Source organism: Chitinophaga sp. SYP-B3965, assembly GCF_009647655.1.
Taxonomy (GTDB): Bacteria; Bacteroidota; Bacteroidia; order Chitinophagales; family Chitinophagaceae; genus Chitinophaga.
On sequence record NZ_WJFD01000001.1, the window covers coordinates 860,197 to 883,825 of the forward strand.

Genomic DNA, 23,629 nt, shown 5'->3' on the forward strand with positions numbered 1-23,629 from the left:
CAGGAATGATATATTTAAATGTTGAATTGATATTTATATATAGCTTATGAAGAAGATCCTGATCTGTTTATTGCTCAGTGCCGGGCATGCCATGGCACAGAGAGATTACCCTATTCAACCGGTTGCATTCACACAGGTAAAGGTGAATGATAACTTCTGGGCGCCTAAAATAAAGGTGAATGCAGATGTGACCATTCCCTATACACTGGAGCAATGCCGCAAAACCGGCAGGGTGGATAATTTTCTGCGTGCCGCCGGGAAACTGCCCGGAGATAAACTAACGGAGTTCACTTTTGATGATACCGATATCTATAAAGTAATAGAAGGCGCTTCTTATGGTTTGCAGGTACAAAGCAACCCTGAACTGGAGAAGTATTTGGATACGCTCATCTCTTATATCGCCGCAGCGCAGGAGCCGGATGGTTACCTCTATACTTTCCGCACCGTGAAAGCCGCCAACCCGCACGACTGGATAGGCTCCAAACGCTGGGAAAAAGAAGAAGACCTCAGCCATGAACTATACAACGCCGGGCATCTGTATGAAGCAGCAGTAGCGCATTTTCAGGCCACAGGCAAAAAGACGATGCTCAACATCGCCCTTAAAAATGCCAACCTGCTGGTGCGTGAATTTGGATTCGGAAAAGTAGAACGTTTTCCCGGCCACCAGATCGTAGAAACCGGCCTAACTAAATTATACCGGGTTACAGGCAATAAAGAATACCTGGACCTTGCCAAGTTCTTCCTCGATGTGCGTGGCCCCGGTAAAAAGGATAGCAAAGAATATAACCAGGCACATAAAAAAGTGATCGATCAGCACGAAGCAGTAGGCCATGCTGTAAGGGCTACTTATATGTACACCGGTATGGCAGATGTGGCAGCCCTCACCGGCAACCAGGATTATCTGCATGCCATTGATGATATATGGCATGATGTAGTAGAAAAGAAAATGTACATCACCGGCGGTATCGGTGCAACCGGGGCAGGAGAAGCATTCGGTAAAGCATACCAGTTGCCCAATATGAGTGCCTATGCAGAAACCTGCGCATCCATTGCGAATGTATACTGGAACAGCCGCATGTTCCTGCTGCATGGCGATGCAAAATATATAGATGTACTGGAACGTACATTGTACAATGGTTTGCTCTCCGGTGTGTCCTTAAGCGGCGATCGTTTCTTCTATCCCAATCCGCTGGCTTCCATGGGGCAGCATCAGCGCAGTGCATGGTTCAGCTGTGCCTGCTGCATTTCCAACATGACGCGTTTCCTGCCTTCCATGCCGGGTTATATCTATGCACAGAATAAGAATGACCTGTATATAAATCTTTTCGTAGGCAACACCGCCAGTATTCAGTTGCCTGTTACAAAAGTGAATATTTCGCAACAAACCAATTACCCCTGGGAAGGAAAGAATGAGATCACCGTGAACCCTGCAAAAACAGCTGCTTTCGCCCTGCACATCCGCATACCGGGATGGGCCTTGAATGAACCGGTGCCGGGTGATCTCTATCATGCACAACATGCTGCTACTAAAAAAGTAACACTGCTGCTCAATGGTAAACCATACGCGTATAAAACAGCAAAAGGATATGCCGTGATCAGCCGTAGCTGGAAAAAGGGAGATAAAGTAACACTGGACCTGCCCATGGAAACAGAAAAAGTAATGGCCAATGAACAGGTGAAAGATGACCAGTTCCGTTTTGCACTGGAACGCGGGCCTTTGATGTATTGCCTGGAAGGGCCGGATAACCTGGATAGCAGTGTGCAGAATATTGTAGTAGATCAACATGCCGAAGTAAATGCTATTTTTAAACCTGCTTTATTGAACGGCGTCACCATACTGGAAATGAAAGGCGCTTCCACCAAACGCCAGCTGAACAGTGAGGAACTGATCCGCACAACGCAAACGGTAACCGCCATTCCCTATTATGCATGGGCCAACCGCGGCGCAACTGATATGACCGTATGGATCCCATATGAAGCCTCCGCAGCAAAGCCTAAACCAGCCCCCACCATCGCTTCCAAAGCTAAAGTAACTGCCTCCCTGCGAAACCAGCGCATGTACAAAGCACTGAATGATCAGTACGAACCCGCAGACGCAAAAGATAACAATGCGCCCTACCTGCATTGGTGGCCAAAAAAGAATTCCCTGGAATGGGTGCAGTACGACTTTGATTCCCCGCAAACTATTTCTTTTTCCAGCGTATATTGGTACGACGATGGTCCATGGGGCGGATGCCGTATCCCCGCTTCCTGGAAATTGTATTACAAAAAAGGAGAGGAGTGGCTGCCGGTAAAAGCTATCAGCCCCTATAGCATTACAAAAGACAAATACGATACGGTTCAGTTTGAACCACTTACTACCACCGCTTTAAAAATAGAGATACAACAGCCGGTAGAATATTCCGCCGGTTTACACGAATGGATCGTAAAATGAAGATACTCCTGATCGTTGCGCTGTTCCTCAGCAGCACAGCTACCGCACAGATGCATTATACCGTGTCTGTGGATACGCCTTACTATCATGTGCAGTTAAATGCCGGAGGCATTGCAACAGATTCCGTTCTTTTCAAAATGCCGGTGTGGACGCCCGGTTATTATCAACTGATGAATTATGCAGAACAGGTGTATCATTTCAGCGCAAGGGATACAGCAGGTAATACACTGCCATTTGAAAAAAGAGCACCTAACGGCTGGATGGTATACACCGGAAAGAATACCAGTATTATCCTGGAATATGATGTGAAATCCACCCGCCCTTTTGTGGCGGCTAATTTCCTGAGTAAAGACAGGGGGTATATCTCACCTGCAGGAATGTTCATGCATATCAGCGGGCAGATCAAACAGCGTGTTACGCTGGTTATTAAACGATTGCCAGGCTGGAATCTTGCCACCAGCTTGTATCAGGAGAAAGGGAAAGAGGGTTTTTATGCGGTGGACTTTGATATCCTCTATGACAGTCCCATCCTGATGGGGAAACTGGAAGAGCTGCCTGATTTTAAAGTAGGAGGCATACCACATTATTTTGTAGCTTATAATGCCGGAGAATTTGATCAGCTGCAATTCATAAAAGACCTGCAAAAGATCGTACAGGCAGGTGTGGATGTCATCGGTGAAGTCCCCTATACGCATTATACCTTCCTGGCCATAGGGCCAGGTGGTGGTGGTATTGAACACCTGAATTCCGCTTCCATTTCTTTCAATGGCGCAGGTCTTCAAACGCGGGAAGGAAAGATCCGCATCTATAACTTCCTGGCGCATGAATATTTCCACCATTACAATGTAAAACGCATTCGCCCCATAGAGCTGGGGCCCTTTGATTATGACAATGGAAGTAAAACCCGCCTGCTATGGATATCAGAAGGTTTTACCGTGTATTATGAATACCTCATGGTGAAGCGGGCTGGCCTCACCACCCCGGAAGATGTGTACAAAGCATTAAGCACCAACATCCGCGCTTATGAATCCAAACCCGGCCGCCTGGAGCAGTCGGTAGCTGCTGCCAGTTATGAAACCTGGGCAGACGGGCCTTTCGGCAGATCTGGCGGAGTTTCCTATTACGACAAAGGCCCCGTCATCGGCGCCATGCTGGATCTGAAGATCCGCCACGAAACAAATAACAAGCGCTCCCTGGATGATGTGATGCGTGCGTTGTATCAGCAATATTACAAACAGGCAGGCAGAGGATTCACGGAAGCAGAATTCCGCACTGTATGTGAAAAGATAGCCGGTGTTGAACTCACAGAACTATTTGAATACGCTAACACCGTTAAACCCCTTGATTACAGGAAGTATTTTGGTTATGCCGGCCTGGAGCTTACAGCTGATTTCGAACTAAAACCCATTACGCAACCCAACGCGTTACAAATAGCTATTTTAAAGGATTGGTTAAGATGACGATAATTTGTAACTTTCTGCAAACGCTGTCTTATGGACCAAAATATCATCCGCCTTTTTGATGAGTACACACATAAACCCCTGACCCGGGAAGATTTCTTCAAACGCCTCGTAAAGCTAACCGGAGGAATGGCCGCAGCCATGGCTGTGCTGCCTTTGCTGGAATCTAATTACGCGCATGCCGCCACAAAACCCCTCGATCCTGATCTCATTGAGGAAGATATCACTTATCCCGGCCAGGACATTGCCATGAAAGGATACCTGGTACGTCCAAAAGCAGCCGGTAAACGGGGTGCAGTGGTAGTGATCCATGAGAATCGCGGTTTGACCCCTCATATAAAAGACGTTACCCGCCGCGTGGCCAAAGCCGGTTACCTGGCACTGGCACCGGATGCTTTATCCGTATTTGGCGGTACTACTTCCAATGAAGATGAAAGCCGTGGGCAGTTCGGCAAACTGGATGCAGCACAAAACCTGCAGAATTTCCTCAAGGCATTTGACTACCTCAAATCCCGCCCGGAATCTAATGGTAAAATGGGTTGCGTAGGTTTCTGCTGGGGTGGTGCGCTGGCCAATCAGCTGGCTGTAAATAATCCTGATCTTAAAGCAGCTGTAGCATTTTATGGCCGTCAGCCGGATGCAGCAGATGTACCAAAGATCAAAGCCGCCGTACAGTTACATTATGGTGGATTGGATGAAGGCGTGAACAAAGGTATCCCTGCATATGAAGCTGCATTGAAAGCCGCCAATATAAAATACGAACTATACATCTACGAAGGCGTGAACCACGCTTTCCATAATGATACTTCCGCAGCAAGGTATAATGAAGCCGCTGCTAAGTTAGCCTGGGAAAGAACATTGAAACTGTTTAAGGAAACCATATCATAGGATGGTGAGATTATTTATGGTATTAATCGGCTGTAAACCCGCAGGCCGCCATACAGAACAGCACGACATTTTCTTTGGCATCGGGGCATCCCTGAATGAACTGATCCCTGCCATCATCGCCTTCTGGCCGGAAGCAGATGATCTGCATATTGACGGATACCGGGAAGTAACGAAGGTGGATGGATTCCGCATTGGCATTAATGAAAACCAGCCTTCGCCCGAATATCTTTTCTTTATTAACCTGGGTGGATATAAAGAAAATGAAATGGAAGAATTCCATTACAAAATGCTGGCCACCGGGAAAGATAAAAATGAAGCACTGCGCAAAGCAAAAGCCACGGCCTTTTTTAAACACACCGGTTTCAAAGGAGCTACTTCCCACATCGATGATAAATACGGGGTGGATGTGGATGATATGGCACTCGTAGAAGAGATCTTACCTGCAACCGTGCGGCAACAGTATAAATTATCGCTTTCGCCTGCACCTGAAAATATGCCGGAGGATGTCTTGCACCTGGGGTATTTTAAACTCTCAGATCTCCTGGCCTAGAATTCCTCTTCTATTAATTCTCTGTTGATCATAGCGCCTGCCTTAGTGCCGGCTGCTACAGCAGCGGAAACGCTACGGAGCATAGTTGTGTTATCGCCTGCTGCATAAACACCGTGTACAGTAGTTTGCTGAAATTCTGTTATTTCAATAAAGCCTTGTTCAGTAATAGCACAGCCCAATTGCTTTGGTATATCACAATGCTGTATAAAAGGCAGCTTTGCATAAACAGCAGTCAGCGGGTGTTGTGTACCATCCTCCAATACAATATGCCGCAGGTATCCTTTCTCCTGTTCAAATGCGCTGATCGGGGATTCAACAATAGTGATGTTATGGGATCTTATTTTAGCAGCCTGTTCAGCCGTTAAGGTAGAAGGGCCATTGGTGAACAGCGTTAGCTTTTTAGTCCAGTTGGAGATCAGCCTGCTGAACTCAAAACCCATATCCCCGTTGGCAATGATCCCCGTTACTTCTCCTTTGATCTCATACCCATGGCAGTAAGGGCAATGCAGTACAGAAATACCCCATGCTTCAGCAAAACCTTTAACAGGCAACAGCTGATCTTTTATGCCGGTTGCAAATAATATCTTCTTAGCCTTAAACTTTTCACCTGCTGCGGTACTTATTTCAAAACCGGAAGGAGTGCTGACAACATCGGCAACAAGCCCCTGGTGCCAGGAAATGGTGGGGTACTGCAATACCTGCTGTTTGGCTTTGCTGGCAATCTGTGCTGGTGTTTGCCCATCCTGCGTGAGGAAGTTGTGGGAGTGGGGTGTTTGTTTATTACAAGGATCGCCACTGTCAATGATCAGTACATTCCTGACTGCACGCCCTAAGGCCATGGCTGCTGAAAGACCGGCATAACTGCCACCTACTATCGTTACGTCAAATGTTGCACTCATAGAATGCAAATGTAAGTAAAATACTATTAAGTGCAACAAAGTTGCAAATAGTATTAATTCCCTTTCTCTGTAAATAACAGTTTATTCCCAAAAGGATCTGTTACTTCCATACAGGGTGCATTCCAGAATGCCTGCTCCAAACCTGGTTTATTATAACGATAATCTTTTTCCGATAACTGCCGGTGATATTCTGTTACGCCGGTAGTTTCAATGAAAACCTTGGAGCCCGGGCTGCAGTCGCCATGGTGTTCTGTCAGGTGCAGCACAATACCTCCTTTTTTAACCTGCATATAGATCGGGAAGTTTTCTTCGAAGCGGTGCTCCCATTCTATGGAGAAGCCCAGCCAGTCGATATAGAACTCTTTCGCTTTCGCATAATCAAATATGCGCAGTACGGGGATCACTTTTGTTTCCATGTTTTTTTCTTAATAAACTTACAAATAGCTTTTACAAACGCCTCGTTCTGCTCAAAGTAAAGCAAATGCCCGCCATCTATCTTCACTACTTCCTGCTGAGGAAATTTAAATAGCTCATAATGATGAATGCCAATAGCATGATCATTCGTGCCTGTGATGGTGAGCACAGGGATGCGGAGGTTAGCTGTCTCAGCAGTATAATCCTTCGAATACTCAGGATAGATCACTTTCTTCGAAGTATCCAGTAAAGGGACCACAATGGCCATCCCAAAATCATTCGTACGCGGATATTGTTCATCAAGACTATCCAGTTTAATGATCGTTTGAATATCATCCGTCAGGAATTTATAACCGATGCGTTGTTTACTCATTTCTTTCCTTACCGCCGTCATGATCTGCAGCAGGGAATCCGTTTCCCGGATAACGGTGTCTTTCCTGAGCAGATGATAACCATACTCCACCTGCTCTTTAGTGGAAGCGGTATTTAAAAAATGCAGCGTGGAATTAGCGAGTATTAAACCGTATACATGTTCCGGGTATTTCTTTGCATAGTTATAAGCAATGATGCCGCCAAAAGAATGGCTGAGGAGGTATACCTTGTCTAGTTTTAGCTGAAGCCGGAGTTCTTCTATGTCCTGCACCATCCGGTTTAGACTATAATCAGTGGCATTCTTAGAAGAACCGGAACCGCGCTGATCATAATACACCATGGTCAAACATAACTCAAGGTTTTTACCACCCATTTTTTCAAAGGAAATAAACCCGCCGCCAGGCCCGCCGTGTACAAAAATACAGGGAGCGCCCTGTCCGGCTACTTTAACAACCAGCTGAACGGAATCACTGGTAAGGATAGTGGTATCTTGTGCCTGACATGCTGCCGTTACAAAGAATATAAAGAAGAAAACCGATTTCATCTGCATACATTAAATATACGAATGTCCCCGGAACTGACCTGTACCTACCTGCTTTTCTACCTGGCAATACATATTTGTGCCTATATTGCCCGGATAAATTCAAAACCGATGGGATTAAGGAAGACGATCTGTTTGGCGCTCTTATGCTTCACTCATTATGCACAGGCTGCTCCGGTGTTAAAACCGGCAAAACTCACCTGTGAATACCTGGAAAATCCACGGGGAATAGCCACCGCTAAACCCCGTTTTAGCTGGATACTGACAGGCGATGGGCATGATCAATGGCAATCCGCCTATGAGATAGTGGTCACCGATCCCGCGAAGAACATCGTTTGGCAAACAGGTAAAGTGAATACCGCGCAGAACCTTCATGTTGAATATGCCGGCAAACCCCTGTTACCTTTTTCCCGTTACACCTGGCAGGTGAAAGTTTATGATCAGCATGGCAGAGCCTCTTCCTGGAGCACACCCCAATGGTTTGAAACCGCTTCGGCAGATTGGGCTGCGTTATGGATAGGAGATGGCAGCCGGCAGTTTGAAAAAGACGAAGACTTCTATCAGGAAGATCCCATGCCTTTATTTAGGAAGTCCTTCGAAACAAAAAAGAAAATAGCTTCCGCCCGGTTGTACATCAGCGGGCTGGGTTATTACGAAGCATATCTGAACGGGCAGAAAATAGGAGACCATGTGCTGGACCCCGGATTAACCGCTTACAGCAAACAGGTGTTATACACCGTATATGATATCACTCCGCAGGTTCGCAACGGTGTGAATGCTGCCAGTATTATGCTCGGCAATGGATGGTACAACACCCTCCCTTTACGTTTCTGGGGCAGCAAAAATATGCGCGCTGCTTTAACAACCGGCAGGCCTTGCGTAAAAGCCCTGATCCGGATAACATATGCAGATGGCACAACTTCCCTTGTTCCAACAGATGAAACCTGGCAAACAGCACCAGGCCCTGTAGTGCGTAACAGCATCTTTTTAGGAGAACATTACGATGCCCGTCTTGAAGCGCCGCAAACAGGCTGGAAACAGGCGGTAAAAGTACAAGGTCCCACGGGTATCCTCACGCCGCAAATGCAACCACCTATAAGAGTAACAAAGGTCGTAAAACCTGTTAGCATCAACGAGATCAAACCCGGCGTATTTATACTGGATATGGGGCAGAATTTTGCCGGCGTGGTACGTTTAAAAGTAAAAGGTCCTGCCGGTACAAAAGTGAGTATCCGTTACGGAGAAGATAAATACCCTGATGGCAGCCTGAATGTAATGACGGCAGTAGCCGGGCAGATCAAAAAAAGTAACGGTGGCCCTGGCGCACCGCCCATCGCATGGCAGGAAGATAGTTATACACTGAAAGGTAAAGGTCTTGAAACCTGGGCTCCGCGTTTTACTTTTCATGGCTTCCGTTTCATTGAAGTAACAGGATGGCCCGGTAAACCCACCTTGCAGGATATAGAAGGCCTGCGGATGAATTCCGATCTGCAAAAGAACGGTACCTTTTCCAGCTCCAACAGTATGTTTTCCAAACTGGATGAAACCATTCAATGGACTTTCCTCAGTAATGTGTTCAGTGTGGAATCAGATTGCCCTGCAAGGGAAAAGTTGCAATACGGCGGAGATATATTGTGCGTGGCAGAAACCTACATGTACAACTACGATATGCCGCAGTTCTATGCTAAAACAATCCGGGACCTTGCCAATGATCAACGCCCGTTGGGTGGTATCACAGAAACAGCGCCTTATGTAGGTATTGCAGATAAAGGCCCGGGAGATGGTTCGGGCCCTATGGGCTGGCAGGCAGCGTATCCTTATCTCATCAAAAAAATGTATGAATATTACGGTGATAAAAGGATCATTGAAGAGAATTACGAAGCCGTAGCGCGTTTGATCGCTTTCCTGGAAGCCAGCGCAGAAAATAATCTATCTGATAAAGACCTGGGAGATCATGAAGCGCTGGATGGAAGATCAGCACCTTTAACCGCTTCTGCATTTTACCTGATGCAGGTAAGGGCCATGGCGGAATTCGCGGAAGTATTACACAAAGAAGAAGATAAAGCGAAATACACCGCACTGGCAGAAACCATCCGTAAAGCCATCGTACAAAAGTTCTATGTAAACGGTGCATTTGAAAATGCAACACAAACTGCGCAGATCGTGGGCTTATGGTCCAATCTGATAAAGGATACACAAAAAGCAGCGGACACATTGAACGCCGTATTCGCAAAACACAACTGGCATTTATCCACCGGCATTTTTGGTACGAAGATGTTGTTTGATGTATTGAGAGAAAGTGATCAGAACGACATTGCTTACCGCATTGCAGATCAGCGTAGCTTTCCGGGATGGGGTTATATGCTGGATAGCGGCGCTACCACCTTATGGGAAACCTGGGCTGCTTCTGATAACACTTATTCCAAGAATCACCCCATGTTCGGATCAATAGGAGAGTGGTTCTACAGGTCTTTGCTGGGCATTAACCCAGCAGCCCCCGGATTCAAAAAGATCATCATCAAACCACAGCCAGCAGGAGATCTCACCTTTGCAAAAGGAAGTTACAATTCCCCCTACGGCCCCATCTCCAGCGACTGGAAAATAACGAACGGAAAATTCAGCCTGAAGGTGAACATCCCCGCAAATACCAGCGCGGAGGTATGGGTGCCATTGAAGTATGGAAAAGTATCCGGTGCAAAGATGTTACGGGAAGAAAAAGGGTATGCGGTGTTTGAAAGAGGATCAGGGAATTATACCTTTGTATCCTATTGACCAGCCAAAAACTCCTCCATCACCTGCACGGCCAGTTCAGGTAATTTACTTCCTTTCACAGCACCTGTCACTTCCCCGATATAAGTGCCATGCCCACCGGGAAAGATCATCAGCTGCGCATGTGGAAATAACCGCAATAGTTCAATGGTATCTTCCAGTTTCGCCACATCATTGTTTCCTGCCATGATCAGCGCAGGTGCTTTGATAGCCCTGATGTCTGCCGGGTTCCAGTCCTTAAATTCCAGTAACCTTTTCATCAGTTTACTGACCAGTACACTTAGCTGTGAAGGATCTGGTGCTGCCTGCAGATAAGCATTCTTCAGCACAGGCGGCATATTATCCGCTGTAGCGTGTGGAAATGAAGCCAGCACCTGCGGATGAATGCCGGACTGTTTATAAAAAGCAGAACCTATAATTAATTTACGCACCAGCTGTGGATGCCGGATAGCCAGTTGCATCGCCGTATTACCGCCATTACTGAACCCGAAGATATCCGCCTTTTCAATCTTAAGGTATTTCAGCAACGCAGCCACATCATCTGCATCCTGCTCAAAACTCAAAGGACGGTTGATGTCCCCGGTGTGTCCATGGCCCTGTAGTTCCATCGCAATCACTTTCCGCCCTTTGGCAAAAGCAGGAAGTACAGCGCCGAAAGTAGTCTGGATCGTAGAGCCGCCACCGTGAATTAATACAAGGGGCTCTCCGGAGCCATGTATCTCATAATACATTTTAAGGCCATTAACAGGCGCATAGCCGCTGTCAGCGCCTGCTAAAGATAGCAGCGCCATTAACATGGTTTTTATCAGCATAAAGGATTATTTATTCAGTGAAGCTTCAAGTATATCCAGCATCTCCAGCCAGCTTGGATAAGCACCGGTATGTTTAGCGAGTGTTTCATTCACCGTCTGGTGCAAAGTGAAAGCAGTTTTATCTCCCATAGCCCCGAAGGTGACCGTTACTGTTGTCTCTGTCGGCCATGCAGGATCCATACCCGCCTCTGCAGGAGTTACCAGGTTCCCTGCTTCATCCGCGATCGCCATCGTAAAAACGATCCGTTCCGGTTCAACGATCTCCAGGTAAGTACCAATACACCAGCAATCCTTGTAAGCAGGATTCTTGATCACAGAGTGAAAAGTACCGCCCTCCCGGATCTCGATCCGTGAAAAATGAATGGTGCAGCCTTTGGGCGCAAACCATTTTTCCAGTTCTTCCGGATCTGTCCATGCCTGGAATACCAATTCCCGCGGAGCATCTACAATGCGGGATATAAACACCTCCTCATTTTTGTTTGCCATTCTTTTTATTTTTTAAGAAGTTTTCCATTGCATCAATGGTTTCATTCCATGCCTTGCTGTACTGCTGCACCCAGGTGGATACTTCTTCCAGCTTATCCAGTTTTGCCTCACAGAACTTTTCCCTGCCTTGCTTTTTAATGATAAGAAGCCCGCACTCCTCCAGTATCATGATATGCTGGGAAATAGTAGGGCGCGTAGCATCAAAATGATCCGCTATACTATTAAAGTTCAGGGATTCCCGCGAGAGCAGTTGAATGATCTCCCGCCGGGTAGGATCCGCAATTGCCTGGAATACATCTCTTCGTTTTTCCATTATGAAACCATTTGATTACAAATATAGGGAAAGGAAGGTAAATAACTTCCTATTGGGTAGTATTTATTTTTTCGCCCTATCTTTATTTCAGAAATCAGACAATGGGACTATTCTCCATCTTTTCCAAAAAGATCAATCTGCCATACAAGGACGACGGGCTGAATGAGATCTACGAATCCTTGTTCACAAGCGTAAATGCTGCTGAACCCGGCAAAAAGGAAATACTGGCCGTGATCATAGAAGTAGGGCTGAAAGATGGGCTGGATGTATTGGCAGTTTACCAGGACGGTACTGCCCGTTACATCAATCACGCAGAAAAGTTACTCGTCTGGGAAGCACAAACACCTGTATCCCAACAGCTGATCAGCGAACTGCTGGCAGCCGGCGAACAGGCCGTTGCGCAGATAGGCCCGTGGGATAAAGAGAGGCGGCTCTACCCTGTAAAGGGTATGGCCAGGTTAACTTTCCTTGTATCAGACGGTTTTTATTTTGGAGAAGCACCCTTTCATATTTTTCAGAACGATCCTATAGGCGGCCCCGTTATTGCCGCCGGTGCACGATTAATGTTATTCCTTACTCAACAGCATGCCTGAACACCTGATAAAACAACCCGCAGAACTTACCAGCATGGAGATCAAAACAATCCTCGCATGCTGGGAAATAGAACCCTGGACAGGTATAGAAGATAAAGACTTCGTACAGAAATACCGGCATTCAGAATTTCATTTCCTGATGGGAGCGCGTGCGGCCATTTTATGTGTTGCCCGTATGAACTTCGATTTCAGGTTAAAGATCAACCACCAGGTCTATCCTTTCGCAGAACTGGTAGGTTTTGTATCCATAGCTGAAAGGAACGGGAACGGAAAGTTGTTCCTGCATCACATCCGGACCAATATGGAAAAGAGGAAAATAGAAGCCCTGGGATTCTGCGAAAAACCGGTACGCGGCTTCTATGAAAAATGCGAGGTACCCGTTCTCTATGACAAAGCCAAACACTTAAGAGAGATCCCCAATGATCCTTTCAGTTTACCCGCAGATGATGACATTTTCAGCCTCACCTTATCAGCCCCGCATTTTACATTGCTGAACGGCCTGAATGTAGACAACCTTGCCTGGCTGCTCCCGGAAAGCGAATAGCTTGTTTTCTCATCCCTTATCCTTTACTTTGCAAAATGATACAGTTTTTACGGTTAGACCATGTAACGCAGATGGTCCCGTTCGGTAAAAAGGAAGAAGCCAAAACATTTTACAAAGAGGTATTGCTCCTGGAAGAAATACCCGGTAACCATCCGCGGGGCGCCATATGGTTCAAGATCGGCAACATTCAATTGCATATTGTGGAAGAAGAACAAGGCCCTCCATCCGGCCGCCATCCGGCTTTTGAAGTAAAGGACCTGGAAGCGGCAAAAGCATACCTGGAAAGCAAAGGCATTGAAATATCTTATTCCTCCGTCATAGAAGGTCGTTCGAGGTGTTTTTTCAGAGATCCCTTCGGCAACAGGATAGAATTATTGGAATTTTTATAAATCAGGATGTAATGGACAAAATAGTTGATTGGGTACGGGCAGGCCAGATAGACGCTGCTATTCAGTATACGGAAAATAAACTGGCGGAATTGCCGGAAACGGGCTTTCACCAGATCATCGGTAAAGACCTCCTGCATCTGCAACCCATCCTGGGGCAGTTCCTGCATAGTTTTTTTAAGTCCATGAGGGAAGAAGAAGAGCTGGACATCAAAGCGGTCTTTTGCGAAATGAACGCCTTTACCGTGAACTATGATCTCTGGTTCCTGGACCTCTTTGCTTATGAAACAGTAGAAGAGGAAGATACCCTGAACTGGCTGGCGGAATATGATGGCCAGTCTGAAAAAAGCCTCACCGTCACCGGTTTTGAAGCTTTGCAGGAAGTGAATAAAGCATACATGGAGAGCGAAGGATACCGCGATGATAATCAGCAAGCCGCCTGCGAATTACATGAATACCTCGTGATCCTCCGCCTGCAGCAATTGTTTAAACAAACGGCATCACAACATAAGAATAAAGCCACCTGGGCCGGCATACCAATGTTTGTAACCGCACATGATTATGAGGATATGATCTATGTGGTGATGAACAGATAAAAAGCACCGCCCTGAACAGCCATAGTAAACCTCAGTTTTATGATTAACTTTGCCCCGTTACACTGACCAGAACAACTGAAAACCTACGACTAATTGAAAATACGCTCTGATGAATCCACGTGACATCCTAAAGAAGGTCATAAACGCCGGTGCGCAAACGCAGGATGGAACAAAGGCAAGAACAGTAGTGATCGTGAATATTATGGCTGCTATACCAGCCTTATTTGCTTTCGTACTGGCTCCAATTCTATTTATCATCACCAGCCAGTTAAGATTATTGTACTGCCCTGTTATTGAAGGCCTTATACTGATCACAGTACCCTTTTTCAACAGATCCGGAAAGTATATCACCGCTAAGTTTATCATGTTCTGCACGCACTGTGCGGGCACTTTATTCTTTGGGGTGATCATGGGCCCTGCTGCCAATGTAGAGCTGATCGTGATCTTCCTGATAGGGATGTCTTTCCTGTTGTTTACAGACAACCGGCAGCGGGTTTTCAGCCTGCTAGCAGTATTTAGCGTTTTAACAGCATTGGGGATCTACTATGGATATGAATTCACCAAACTGATCGTGTTAATAGCAGTAGTTACGCTGAATATCATGGTCTTCTATTTTTATTCAGAGCATTTTAAAGAGTCCATCGACAAACTGATGGCCAAAACGAAGAAACTCGAAGATGTAAACCTCACTAAAAGCCTTTCTTTCAATAAAACCAACCACGAAACCAGGAACCACCTGAATGTAGTTACCTCCATCAGTGAGGAACTGCTAAGGCAAAGCAAAGGCGCAGATAAGATCGTGATAGGGGCAGACCGTGTAAAGGCGCTCAATATCGCCTGCAAGCAAATGACCCTGGTGATCAATAACGTGCTGGACTACTCTACCATGGAAAACGGCAAGTTTGAACTGCTGAACTCCAATTTTGACCTGCGGGAACTGGTAGAAGAGATCACCGCCTCCTTCCAGGTGATGGCCGATGAAAAACAGGTGAACATCAGAACAGAACTGGCTCCCGGGCTCCCGGAGATCATACTCAGCGACGAAAGGGAACTGACCACCGTGATCAGCAACCTTATTTCCAATGCTGTTAAGTTCACGGCTCCGCACAGCGAGATCGGGATCAGGGTATTCCCGAATGAAAAGGGGCAACTGGTGATAACGGTTGGAGATGCAGGTCCCGGCCTGAACGACCAGGAACGGATACAGATCTTCAAACCTTACGTTACCCAGCGCCACAGCACTTATCGTGGTACCGGGTTAGGCCTTCCCCTGGTAAAGAAAACAGTGGAATTCATGGGCGGCAGTATCCGGGTGGAAAGCAAACCGGGCATAGGCAGCATCTTCATTGTTACCTTGCCGCTGGTAGCAGGCGCTAAGCAGCTGGAAGAAAAGATCAGCTATAAGAAATTCAATAAAACCGTGCTGGTGATCGATGATAATCAGATGAACCTGCGCGCAGTAGAGATATTATTGCAACGAATGGGCTGCCACGTACTCCTGTCCCCGGACCTTTTTAACGGCATTGAAGCAGCCAGCCGTGAAAAACCAGACCTCGTATTGCTGGACATCGGTTTACCCGGTATATACGGAAAAGAAGCCCTCAAAGTAGTACAGGAAGCCCTGAATGGCATCCCCGTGATCAGCGTTACGGGAGAATCCGCGCCCGCCATAAAAGAAGAGATGCTGGCCGCCGGTGCGGTAGGATTTCTGTCCAAACCCCTTATTTTTGATACCTTTTACAGTGAACTCGAAATTTTTTTTACTAAAAAGTAATATTTTTTCCGTCTACTTATTACTTATTTAGCTATTGTAAACGCCCATTATTCTCAGGGATTTGCAATGGCAAATTATGCTCCTAATACCCCTGTGGTCACCTATTCACGATTTAACTTGTTATGCCTGATAAGAGCATCCTTGCGGTTGTTCTATTAACTTTTCAATCATTAAATCATGTGTTTATGTTCACCATTATCAAAAAACAGGAGCTTTTCTGCCCTTTTCAGCCAAGCATTAGTCCTTATGTGCAATCTGTAGAAAACCACACCCTCCAATGGTGTGAAACATTTCAATTGTATCCCGGTGCCATGTTCAACGAATTAAAAGCATCCAACTTCGGGTACATGACTTGCAGGTTCTACCCAACAGCAACGCACGAAAGACTGTGCATCACCAACGATCTGCTGGTATTGTTATTCCTGCTGGATGATCTCTTTGACCACCAGGATGCAGTAGCACAGGATCCCGCCGCCCTTAAGATGCTGATGAAGAATTTCCTCAGCGTACTCACGGAGGACAAACATTTCACCATGGAAACCGGCGGTAATGTACTGGCCGCGCTTTCCGATGTGTGGCAGCGTATGAAAGCCTGCAGCAGCAGCGCGTTCCAAAGAGATTTTGTACAGGACATCCTGCTGTTGTTCGGCGCCATAGAATGGCAGAACAAAAATGCGAACAGCTGGAAAACGCCCACCATTTCCGAGTACATTGAGAGACGCCCCATTATTGGCGGAGCACACATTGCCGGACGCCTCATCTACTTTGCAGAGGACATTTCCTTACCTGCTTCCGTAAAAGAGCATCCCACACTGCAACGCCTCAACGATCTCTGCGGCCACCTGGGCTGCTGGGCAAATGATCTGTTCTCTTTAAGTAAAGAGATCGCACATGGAGACACGCACAACCTGGTGATGGTGATCCAGCAGGAAAAACACATTGAACTGGATGATGCCATCCACGAAACAGTGTTGCTGCATAATGAGGAAATGAGGGAATTCCATGAGCTGTACAACAGCATGGAAGAATTTCCTGCCAGCGCAAAGAAGTACGCCTATGACCTCGCTATGATCCTGCGGGGGAATATGGACTGGAGTTTTGAAGATACCGCCCGGTATGAGTTCAATTGTGTGGAGAATTACAGCATTGTGGACCGCCTGACGGAAACAGTGTAACTGGAAAGCCGTCCCGGACGCATCGGGACGGCTTTTTTAATTACATTTGGCAACTGATTTTAATAAAAAACAGCCTGTACCATATGAAAAAAATACTACTCTTTTGTGTGTTAGCCATCTGCTATACAGCAGCTTTTTCCCAGTTCAAAACCATTGCAGAAGGCCCTGTTTTTGAAGAGCCGGAAGAAGGGATGGCCCGGATCCTGCAACTGAAGAACGGGAATACCATGTTTGTGATGATCTCAGGCAACCGTGGAATAGACCTTAGGATCTATGATGCTAAACACAAGCCCAAAACAGCCAAACACCTCACGCCTAAATTCGGGAAACTGAAGAACCCTTCCATTGAAGCGATCTTTGAATTAAATGGCAACGCTGTATTCCTGATCGGTGAATGGGAGAGTAAAACGCCTGTATTACACCGCCTGATCGTAGATGGCACTACCGGTGCTATGAAGAAAGATGAAAAGATTGCGGAATTAATACACATGGACGTGAAAAACAGGTTTGCCACGGGATCTGGCGTGCCCATGCCTGGCTTCTATGTAAAGAAGGATCCATTCACAGATAACTATGCCGTGGTCTTATTCAATACACTTGTGTCAGACAGGAATCAGCGGATCGAAGTGATCCTCTATGGCCCGGAACACCAGGAATTAAGCCGCGCCTTCTACAAGTCTCCGGAGGATAAATACAAGTACATGGAGTACATAGATATGGCCATTGTAGACGCTAAAACAGTGCATATACTGGCAAATGCCTATAATACGCCTTCCAGCGGCGGAAAAGAAAATGTGCTCTTATTAGGCACACTCGAAAAAGGTGCCGGTGCCGTGAACATGTATGAACTGGATTTTGCGCATGACAAGGAAATAGATAAGGGTGTACTTAAATATAATCCCGTTACAAAGAAGCTGATCATGATGGCCTATGTGGCAGAATCTGATAAGCGGAATGCGAAAAAATTCACTACCCTGGCTTTAATTGATCCTGTACAGAAAAAAGTGGATAAGGTAAGCACTGTGTATCCGGATAAGGCCAATGAAAAAAGTCAGGAGCTGTTTGGGAAAAGGAATAAGTATGAGGGGAAACCGCAGAACTTCTATGTAAATCCCGATGGCACTTTTTCCGTGATATATGAAGAAGAAGAGAAAGTGGATGTTACTTTTGCTGCTGGTGGACCGAATGCAACGGGTTATGGGACTACGAGCCGCCCGGCAGGCGCCCAGTACACGGAGCTGAATCACGTAGCGGTATCTACTTTTGACGAGAAGGGCAAAGAGATCAACAGCTACTTCGTACCTAAAAAGCATTTCCTGTTTTCATATGCTCCCCGGGCGTTCTATCATGCAGAACAGGATGGTACTGCTGCGAAATTATCCAAGGGAGATCAGTTCAAATCCTTTGCCTTTGTGAATGGGAAAGATAAGATCTATGTATTGTTCAATGACGTGGAAGAAAATGAAAAACGTGTCCTGAAAGGTAAGATCACCACTATCAAAGGTGTGAGTGAGTGTGATGGTTTTTATTATACGCTGGAAGGAAGTAATGTACTGCCGTCAAGAGAATTCCTTTTCGGTAAGCCAGACAGAGGCCGTGATCACAACCTCGTATTATTTGCCGTTTCTGATTACGACAGGGAGAAGAATGTGTACGTTACTTTGAAGTTGAATATTGATGGCAGGCAGAAGGGGGTTCAGTTGGTATGGATGGAGCCTTAGTGTAGAGAATTATCCCCATAAGCGTTTGCCGCGCAACAAAGGGCGGTGGTTTTTTTATTTTTTGAGGACAGTTTTTTAGCAAAGAGTAAGGTTTTTTTTCTTTTCAGAAGGGTTTACCCCTAAAAATAAAAAAGAATCCGCCCTTTGTTGCGCGGCAAAGTTTCTACCGGCACGAAATATGTTCTGCTATTGTTGTATCAAACACTGTAGTATGAAAAACTATGCATATTTCCTGTTGGCGATCTTAGCCGTTTCATTGAGTAGTTGCGAAGTAATAGGTGGTATCTTTAAAGCAGGTGTGTGGGTGGGTATACTGGCCGTTGCTGCAGTGGCCGGATTAATCATTTTTCTTTTTACCCGCGGTCGCGGTAAGGAATAAAAAAGGCGGGCTGTTATAGCCCGCCTTTTTTTTATTTTACTTTCTTCAGTTTCATTGAGAATGTTCCAATATCTGTTTGCGTGACCCGCATACCCTGTTGTAAAGTGGTTGTCTTACTATAATACCCCTGGTACAATATCAGTGTATCTCCTGAAAAGGCGTATTTGGCGCGTGATTCCGGAGAGGCGGGTCCAGTGCCGCCACCACCGGGAATGCTCACGATACCGCCTGTAAAGATCAGGGAATCCGCACCCAGTAGTCTGTAAGGCGCAATGCTGTTCAGCGGGGGAATGGAGAACTGGAAAGGCATTTCAATCTCCTCATCCAGGATGCCGTTATAATAATAGAAACCTTTAATAGTAGTGTCTATGCTGTAGCCCATGCCGGTAGTGGTGAATTTACCTGCATCGATCACCACCGTGCCCACATTATTTTTGGTGATGTAATCACTGATGGTCACTGTTTTTACAGATTCTGCTCCATCCACGGCTTCTAATGTACCATTGGTATGTGCCTGCATGGACAGGAAAATATAATTCCCCTGCAGTTGACCAGAACCGGGGTTATCTATAATTTCAAGACTTTCTTCTTTCGTACAGGAGGCAAAGAGTACTGCCAGTAAAAGCATGCTGCGAACCTTCATAAGTATTCGGGTTTGGGTATTTAATGCTGCAAGATAATATTTAAAATCTAAAACCTGATCTGGAACTGTGTATCCCTTTCCCCTATTGTCTTTAAGGAAAATTCCCATCCGTGGTTCATCAGTATCTCCCGCACCAGCGTGAGTCCAATACCCTGGCCATCTCTTTTGGTGCTGTAAAAAGGAGAGAAGATATGCTCTGCATCCGCTGCCGCAATGCCTTTGCCCGTGTCAGCAATGATCAGTTGCTGCTGATCTGTGGTAAAGGTAATGGCGCCGGTATTTTCTATGGATTCAATACTGTTCTTAACGATGTTGATGATGGCCTGCTCCATCTGCTGCTCATCCGCCATCAAGATAAAGGTACCAGGCTTCAAAGCCAGATGAAGCTGTATACCGCGCTCTGCCGCTTTCATTTCCATTAAACGTTTAACCGAGCCGATCAGTTGATGCAGGTCTATCCGTTTCTTATCCGGCTCCGGTAATTTTACCAGTTCTGCAAAGTTGCGCATGAATACATTGAGGTTCTGGTTGCGGTCTATAGCCACTTCCAGGGCATCCCGTAATACCTGGTGTTCAGGGGCTGTCCATAAAGGGTGCACCTTTAAGGTGGATTGAATGATGGAATTAACAGGGCCGATGGTATTGTTCACTTCATGCGCCATCATGCGGATCACTTTTTCATATACTTTCTTTTCTGCTGCCAGTATCTCTACCGTTAGTTCTTCTATCATCACAAAGTGCCGGGGAAAACCACGGTCTATGAAATGTGATTTCTGTAGTTTGTAAGTAGCAATGCCCGTAAGGGAAATGGTGCGGTTTTCTCCTGAACGCAATTGCAGCACGTGCCGGAAGATAGGGTGGGAGCGGGCATCCGCTAAGTGTTCAATGCCCAGTAATTGCAGGGCCTTTGGATTCACCTGTTGAATTTCATCATCATAGTCCAGGATGATAATGCCGGTGGGGGAAGTATGGATCAGTTTCTCCAGGAAGAAGTGTTGTTGCTCCTGCCTGATCCTTTCTGTTTTTAACTGCTCCATCATGTGATTGAACACATGGATCAGCTGGTCCATTTCATACTTGCCCGTGAGCGGGAACTTTACCGAAAAATCTTTTTCCTTGATAACGTCTACGCCCTGCATCAGTGTTTTGAGGGGTTGCAGCAATTGCCGGTATAAACTCCAGGCTATCCAGATAGACAGCAGGATGAAGACTTCGGAAGCAATGAAGAGGATCTTGTTCTCTCTGAATATAAAGTAACTCAGCACCAGGGCTATCAGGTGCAGGATCACAACAAACAGGATGTATTTAGTCCGAAGTTTCATCGTATGGAATATTGTATTTCTCCAATCGCCTGTAAAGGGCACTCCGGGTAAGGCCCAGTGATCCCGCTGCTTTGGAGATCCTGTTATGATGGAATAACATCGCTTTTTTGATCATCTCCACTTCCAGCTCTTCTAACGTGATAGCACCTACGCCCGGCAATTGGAGGTTCCCGCTTTTAACAGGAGACAGTTCCAGTTGTGAACGGAAATCATCTGTCTGCAACAGGTCTGCTCTGCTCACCAATATGGCTCTTTCCACCAGGTTCTTCAATTGCCGGATATTACCGGGCAGGGGTAATTGCTGCAGCCACTTCATGGCTTCCGGCGTTACCTGCAGGTTGGGGCGGTTGTAGATCTCCCGCAGGTTCCTGATAAAGCTTTTTACCAGCAGGGGGATATCTTTTGGGCGTTCCCTTAATGCAGGCAATTGTATCGTGATCAGGTTAATGCGATAAAGCAGGTCTTCCCGGAAGTTGCCGGCTGCCACCATGTCTGCGAGGTTTTTGTTGGTAGCACACACCACGCGCACATCCACTGTTTTGGTACGGCTGCTGCCTAATACTTCATAGGTCCTGTCCTGCAATACCCTTAGTAATTTCACCTGGCTGCCGGGGTCCAGATCGCCGATCTCATCCAGGAAGATGGTGCCTTTATGGGCCATTTCAAAACGGCCGGTACGGTCGTACCGTGCATCAGTAAAAGCGCCGCGCACATGGCCGAACATTTCACTTTCGAAGAGTGTGGTGGAAATGCCGCCGAGGTTTACTTTGATGAAAGGTTTGTTCCTGCGAAGGCTGTTCTGGTGAACAGCTTCCGCGATCAGTTCCTTGCCTGTACCGCTTTCGCCCATGATGAGGATGGATGCATCAGTGCCGGCTACCCGGCCGATGGTTTCCAGGATCCGCAGCATGGCGGGGTCTTCTCCTACGATATGACTGAAATCGTATAGTGTATCCAGTTGTTTCCGGGTATGATCACCGGCTTTTTTATCCTGCAGGTCCAGTAATGTTTTTACGGATTGAAGGAGGTTTTCGTTATCCCAGGGTTTATTGATGAAGTCGTTTGCACCCAGCTTCATGCCCTGCACCGCCAGTTCAATACTTCCCCAGCCGGTGATCAGGATCACGGGGATGGAAGCATCGTGTTGTTTGATCTCCTTTAGCAAAGCCATACCTTCCTTACCGGAAGTACCCAGTGAAAAGTTCAGGTCCAGCAGGATGAGGGAAGGTCTGTTACTTTTGATCGTTTCCAGTGCCTCCTCCGGTGTGGCTGCTCCGGCCGCTTTATAACCTTCCTGTTGCAGGATCAGTAAAAGAGAGGCCCTCACTGCTATATCATCGTCAATGATCAATATCATAGTGTCGTAAAAATAGGATTTATTAATCTTCATGAAGCGCAACTGCCGGTAAAATGTTGGAAGCCTGCTTGCCGGGGTAGATAGCACAGATGATCACCAGCCCGTAAATGAAGAGGATGGACAACACAAGGGCTGTAAGATACACACCTGCCGGCAGGTCAAATATATTGAGCAAAGGGAATTGGATCGCAAAGAAAGAGCCTAATAACAGGGATAAACTAGCGAGCACCAGTGTTTCGCTCACGATCTGCAGCACGATGTTATTCCCGCTGGCGCCAATGGCCCTTCTTAGCCCTATTTCCGCCTTGCGCCGGCTGATGTTATACCAGAGCACCCCAAACAAGCCAAGCGCCACATTTACGATCAGGAAGCCCGCTACGATGAGCAAAATGATCATGGGTACGAGGGTGATGCTGTTCTTGGCAATGCGTTTTTTGGTGAGGTGTTCGATCTCCACATTGGCGGTGGGCATTATACCCGTGAGCACTTTATTCAGTTTGCTTTCAAAAGCGGCGCCGGCTTCCGGGCGTATGGCCACCAGCATCCTGCCTGTACTGGCATAGGAATTCCTTTCCACACGTTTGTAATGAGAGTATTGCGGCGCTACATAATCCCCTTTATCTTTCAGGTCCTGCACAACACCTATGATCACCACCTGTTTGCCCTCTATCTCAAAGCGTTGGCCAATGGCATTTTTATTTCCATACGCTTTTTCTTTCAGGGTGGCATTGATCACAATGGGTTTGTCTTTAGCCCCGTCATCCAGTTTGGAGAACCAGCGTCCGGACAGCATATGCAATTGCACCAGCCTGGCATAATCATCATCCATCTGGTAAGTGTTTGCCATTATCTGCACATTATTGACGGTAGTACTGTTGTTACTGTTATTGGCAGAAAAGGGGCTGTTGCTGCCTACATAACTCACGGCGCGTACTTCCGGCAGCGCTTCAACCGTTCTTTTCAGCGATTCGTAATACATGGCGAGGGTATCTTCGTTTTTTGTATCCAGCCTGTTATTGGAATAAGACACGGTCCACACGTTCTCATATACAAAACCCATCGGGCGTTTATAATTGGTATAGTAATACACCAGTAAAGTAAATACGGCAAACATCACCATGAACGAAACCAGCATCTCCACAATTAAGAGGAAGTTCTGTTTCTTTTTATTCCATATCAGTTTAAAGAGGTGCCTGATCAT

Annotated in this window: 23 protein-coding genes; 13 read left to right on the plus strand and 10 right to left on the minus strand. The window is 46.5% G+C overall.

The window, feature by feature from the left end:
* Positions 1-46 precede the first annotated feature (46 nt).
* The 4 genes from GFS24_RS03375 to GFS24_RS03390 are packed head-to-tail and all read left to right on the plus strand — an operon-like array spanning position 47 to position 5,332.
* Positions 47-2,434, plus strand: coding sequence for a glycoside hydrolase family 127 protein (locus tag GFS24_RS03375; RefSeq protein WP_153658160.1), 2,388 nt, complete (start codon positions 47-49; stop codon positions 2,432-2,434).
* Entirely contained in the window at positions 2,431-3,894 is a 1,464-nt protein-coding gene (locus GFS24_RS03380) for a M61 family metallopeptidase (RefSeq protein ID WP_173002954.1), read from the plus strand. Before GFS24_RS03375 ends, GFS24_RS03380 begins: the two co-directional genes overlap by 4 nt.
* A 33-nt stretch (positions 3,895-3,927) precedes the next feature.
* A complete protein-coding gene (locus GFS24_RS03385; protein ID WP_153658162.1) occupies positions 3,928-4,782 on the plus strand; it encodes a dienelactone hydrolase family protein in 855 nt (284 codons plus the stop codon).
* 1 nt (position 4,783) lies between these two features.
* Positions 4,784-5,332, plus strand: a complete 549-nt coding sequence (locus tag GFS24_RS03390) for a DUF1543 domain-containing protein (protein WP_216647348.1) — start codon at positions 4,784-4,786, stop codon at positions 5,330-5,332.
* Here GFS24_RS03390 and GFS24_RS03395 read toward each other — a convergent pair.
* Genes GFS24_RS03395 through GFS24_RS03405 form a run of 3 tightly spaced genes read right to left on the minus strand, consistent with a single transcriptional unit; the run spans position 5,329 to position 7,561 of the window.
* Positions 5,329-6,231, minus strand: coding sequence for an NAD(P)/FAD-dependent oxidoreductase (locus GFS24_RS03395; protein WP_153658163.1), 903 nt, complete (start codon positions 6,229-6,231; stop codon positions 5,329-5,331). The two genes, GFS24_RS03390 and GFS24_RS03395, sit on opposite strands and share 4 nt — an antisense overlap.
* A 53-nt stretch (positions 6,232-6,284) precedes the next feature.
* Entirely contained in the window at positions 6,285-6,647 is a 363-nt protein-coding gene (locus GFS24_RS03400) for a glyoxalase superfamily protein (RefSeq protein ID WP_153658164.1), read from the minus strand.
* Complete coding sequence (locus GFS24_RS03405) at positions 6,632-7,561, minus strand: alpha/beta fold hydrolase (RefSeq protein WP_173002955.1); 930 nt, start codon at positions 7,559-7,561, stop codon at positions 6,632-6,634. The genes GFS24_RS03400 and GFS24_RS03405 overlap by 16 nt, the downstream gene beginning before the upstream one ends.
* 108 nt (positions 7,562-7,669) lie before the next feature.
* On the opposite strand from GFS24_RS03405, the gene GFS24_RS03410 reads away from it, so the two are divergent.
* The gene (locus GFS24_RS03410; protein WP_153658166.1) at positions 7,670-10,330 is read left to right on the plus strand and encodes a family 78 glycoside hydrolase catalytic domain; all 2,661 of its coding nucleotides are present in this window, start codon (positions 7,670-7,672) and stop codon (positions 10,328-10,330) included.
* Here GFS24_RS03410 and GFS24_RS03415 read toward each other — a convergent pair.
* From GFS24_RS03415 to GFS24_RS03425, 3 genes are read right to left on the minus strand one after another with little or no spacing between them, the layout of a single operon-like run.
* Complete coding sequence (locus GFS24_RS03415) at positions 10,324-11,118, minus strand: alpha/beta fold hydrolase (protein WP_153658167.1); 795 nt, start codon at positions 11,116-11,118, stop codon at positions 10,324-10,326. The genes GFS24_RS03410 and GFS24_RS03415 overlap by 7 nt on opposite strands.
* A gap of 27 nt (positions 11,119-11,145) precedes the next feature.
* Positions 11,146-11,625 (minus strand): SRPBCC domain-containing protein, encoded by a 480-nt coding sequence (locus GFS24_RS03420; RefSeq protein ID WP_153658168.1) that lies wholly within the window; start codon positions 11,623-11,625, stop codon positions 11,146-11,148.
* Positions 11,609-11,938, minus strand: a complete 330-nt coding sequence (locus GFS24_RS03425) for a helix-turn-helix transcriptional regulator (RefSeq protein WP_153658169.1) — start codon at positions 11,936-11,938, stop codon at positions 11,609-11,611. Before GFS24_RS03425 ends, GFS24_RS03420 begins: the two co-directional genes overlap by 17 nt.
* A gap of 101 nt (positions 11,939-12,039) precedes the next feature.
* Between GFS24_RS03425 and GFS24_RS03430 the strand changes: the two genes are divergently transcribed.
* The 8 genes from GFS24_RS03430 to GFS24_RS03465 all read left to right on the plus strand — a co-directional run bounded on the left by GFS24_RS03430 (position 12,040) and on the right by GFS24_RS03465 (position 19,106).
* The gene (locus tag GFS24_RS03430) at positions 12,040-12,531 is read left to right on the plus strand and encodes a hypothetical protein (protein WP_153658170.1); all 492 of its coding nucleotides are present in this window, start codon (positions 12,040-12,042) and stop codon (positions 12,529-12,531) included.
* Positions 12,524-13,075, plus strand: a complete 552-nt coding sequence (locus tag GFS24_RS03435) for a hypothetical protein (RefSeq protein WP_153658171.1) — start codon at positions 12,524-12,526, stop codon at positions 13,073-13,075. The genes GFS24_RS03430 and GFS24_RS03435 overlap by 8 nt, the downstream gene beginning before the upstream one ends.
* Before the next feature lie 35 nt (positions 13,076-13,110).
* A complete protein-coding gene (locus GFS24_RS03440) occupies positions 13,111-13,464 on the plus strand; it encodes a VOC family protein (RefSeq protein WP_153658172.1) in 354 nt (117 codons plus the stop codon).
* 11 nt (positions 13,465-13,475) lie between these two features.
* On the plus strand, positions 13,476-14,057 hold the full coding sequence (locus GFS24_RS03445) for a hypothetical protein (protein ID WP_153658173.1): 582 nt from the start codon (positions 13,476-13,478) through the stop codon (positions 14,055-14,057).
* A 109-nt stretch (positions 14,058-14,166) separates the two neighbouring features.
* Complete coding sequence (locus GFS24_RS03450) at positions 14,167-15,831, plus strand: hybrid sensor histidine kinase/response regulator (RefSeq protein WP_153658174.1); 1,665 nt, start codon at positions 14,167-14,169, stop codon at positions 15,829-15,831.
* Positions 15,832-16,016: 185 nt separating this feature from the next.
* Positions 16,017-17,006, plus strand: coding sequence for a hypothetical protein (locus GFS24_RS03455; protein ID WP_153658175.1), 990 nt, complete (start codon positions 16,017-16,019; stop codon positions 17,004-17,006).
* Between the two features lie 83 nt (positions 17,007-17,089).
* Positions 17,090-18,727: a hypothetical protein gene (locus tag GFS24_RS03460; RefSeq protein ID WP_153658176.1), complete on the plus strand. Its 1,638-nt coding sequence runs from the start codon at positions 17,090-17,092 to the stop codon at positions 18,725-18,727.
* Positions 18,728-18,938: 211 nt separating this feature from the next.
* On the plus strand, positions 18,939-19,106 hold the full coding sequence (locus GFS24_RS03465) for a phosphatidate cytidylyltransferase (RefSeq protein ID WP_153658177.1): 168 nt from the start codon (positions 18,939-18,941) through the stop codon (positions 19,104-19,106).
* Between the two features lie 31 nt (positions 19,107-19,137).
* On the opposite strand, the gene GFS24_RS03470 is transcribed toward GFS24_RS03465, so the two are convergent.
* Genes GFS24_RS03470 through GFS24_RS03485 form a run of 4 tightly spaced genes read right to left on the minus strand, consistent with a single transcriptional unit; the run spans position 19,138 to position 23,629 of the window.
* Positions 19,138-19,749 carry a hypothetical protein gene (locus tag GFS24_RS03470; RefSeq protein WP_153658178.1) on the minus strand — a complete coding sequence of 204 codons (612 nt, stop codon included), beginning with the start codon at positions 19,747-19,749 and terminating at the stop codon, positions 19,138-19,140.
* A 47-nt stretch (positions 19,750-19,796) separates the two neighbouring features.
* Positions 19,797-21,071, minus strand: a complete 1,275-nt coding sequence (locus tag GFS24_RS03475) for a PAS domain-containing sensor histidine kinase (RefSeq protein WP_153658179.1) — start codon at positions 21,069-21,071, stop codon at positions 19,797-19,799.
* Positions 21,055-22,461 carry a sigma-54 dependent transcriptional regulator gene (locus tag GFS24_RS03480; protein ID WP_253906390.1) on the minus strand — a complete coding sequence of 469 codons (1,407 nt, stop codon included), beginning with the start codon at positions 22,459-22,461 and terminating at the stop codon, positions 21,055-21,057. Before GFS24_RS03480 ends, GFS24_RS03475 begins: the two co-directional genes overlap by 17 nt.
* Positions 22,451-23,629 carry an ABC transporter permease gene (locus GFS24_RS03485; RefSeq protein ID WP_153658180.1) on the minus strand — a complete coding sequence of 393 codons (1,179 nt, stop codon included), beginning with the start codon at positions 23,627-23,629 and terminating at the stop codon, positions 22,451-22,453. The genes GFS24_RS03480 and GFS24_RS03485 overlap by 11 nt, the downstream gene beginning before the upstream one ends.

Coding starts and splice junctions, on each gene's coding strand:
- GFS24_RS03375 (WP_153658160.1), top strand. CDS start 47: ATGAAGAAGATCCTGATCTGTTTATTGCTCAGTGCCGGGCATGCCATG.
- GFS24_RS03380 (WP_173002954.1), top strand. CDS start 2,431: ATGAAGATACTCCTGATCGTTGCGCTGTTCCTCAGCAGCACAGCTACC.
- GFS24_RS03385 (WP_153658162.1), top strand. CDS start 3,928: ATGGACCAAAATATCATCCGCCTTTTTGATGAGTACACACATAAACCC.
- GFS24_RS03390 (WP_216647348.1), top strand. CDS start 4,784: ATGGTGAGATTATTTATGGTATTAATCGGCTGTAAACCCGCAGGCCGC.
- GFS24_RS03395 (WP_153658163.1), bottom strand. CDS start 6,231: ATGAGTGCAACATTTGACGTAACGATAGTAGGTGGCAGTTATGCCGGT.
- GFS24_RS03400 (WP_153658164.1), bottom strand. CDS start 6,647: ATGGAAACAAAAGTGATCCCCGTACTGCGCATATTTGATTATGCGAAA.
- GFS24_RS03405 (WP_173002955.1), bottom strand. CDS start 7,561: ATGAAATCGGTTTTCTTCTTTATATTCTTTGTAACGGCAGCATGTCAG.
- GFS24_RS03410 (WP_153658166.1), top strand. CDS start 7,670: ATGGGATTAAGGAAGACGATCTGTTTGGCGCTCTTATGCTTCACTCAT.
- GFS24_RS03415 (WP_153658167.1), bottom strand. CDS start 11,118: ATGGCGCTGCTATCTTTAGCAGGCGCTGACAGCGGCTATGCGCCTGTT.
- GFS24_RS03420 (WP_153658168.1), bottom strand. CDS start 11,625: ATGGCAAACAAAAATGAGGAGGTGTTTATATCCCGCATTGTAGATGCT.
- GFS24_RS03425 (WP_153658169.1), bottom strand. CDS start 11,938: ATGGAAAAACGAAGAGATGTATTCCAGGCAATTGCGGATCCTACCCGG.
- GFS24_RS03430 (WP_153658170.1), top strand. CDS start 12,040: ATGGGACTATTCTCCATCTTTTCCAAAAAGATCAATCTGCCATACAAG.
- GFS24_RS03435 (WP_153658171.1), top strand. CDS start 12,524: ATGCCTGAACACCTGATAAAACAACCCGCAGAACTTACCAGCATGGAG.
- GFS24_RS03440 (WP_153658172.1), top strand. CDS start 13,111: ATGATACAGTTTTTACGGTTAGACCATGTAACGCAGATGGTCCCGTTC.
- GFS24_RS03445 (WP_153658173.1), top strand. CDS start 13,476: ATGGACAAAATAGTTGATTGGGTACGGGCAGGCCAGATAGACGCTGCT.
- GFS24_RS03450 (WP_153658174.1), top strand. CDS start 14,167: ATGAATCCACGTGACATCCTAAAGAAGGTCATAAACGCCGGTGCGCAA.
- GFS24_RS03455 (WP_153658175.1), top strand. CDS start 16,017: ATGTTCACCATTATCAAAAAACAGGAGCTTTTCTGCCCTTTTCAGCCA.
- GFS24_RS03460 (WP_153658176.1), top strand. CDS start 17,090: ATGAAAAAAATACTACTCTTTTGTGTGTTAGCCATCTGCTATACAGCA.
- GFS24_RS03465 (WP_153658177.1), top strand. CDS start 18,939: ATGAAAAACTATGCATATTTCCTGTTGGCGATCTTAGCCGTTTCATTG.
- GFS24_RS03470 (WP_153658178.1), bottom strand. CDS start 19,749: ATGAAGGTTCGCAGCATGCTTTTACTGGCAGTACTCTTTGCCTCCTGT.
- GFS24_RS03475 (WP_153658179.1), bottom strand. CDS start 21,071: ATGAAACTTCGGACTAAATACATCCTGTTTGTTGTGATCCTGCACCTG.
- GFS24_RS03480 (WP_253906390.1), bottom strand. CDS start 22,461: ATGAAGATTAATAAATCCTATTTTTACGACACTATGATATTGATCATT.
- GFS24_RS03485 (WP_153658180.1), bottom strand. CDS start 23,629: ATGATCAGGCACCTCTTTAAACTGATATGGAATAAAAAGAAACAGAAC.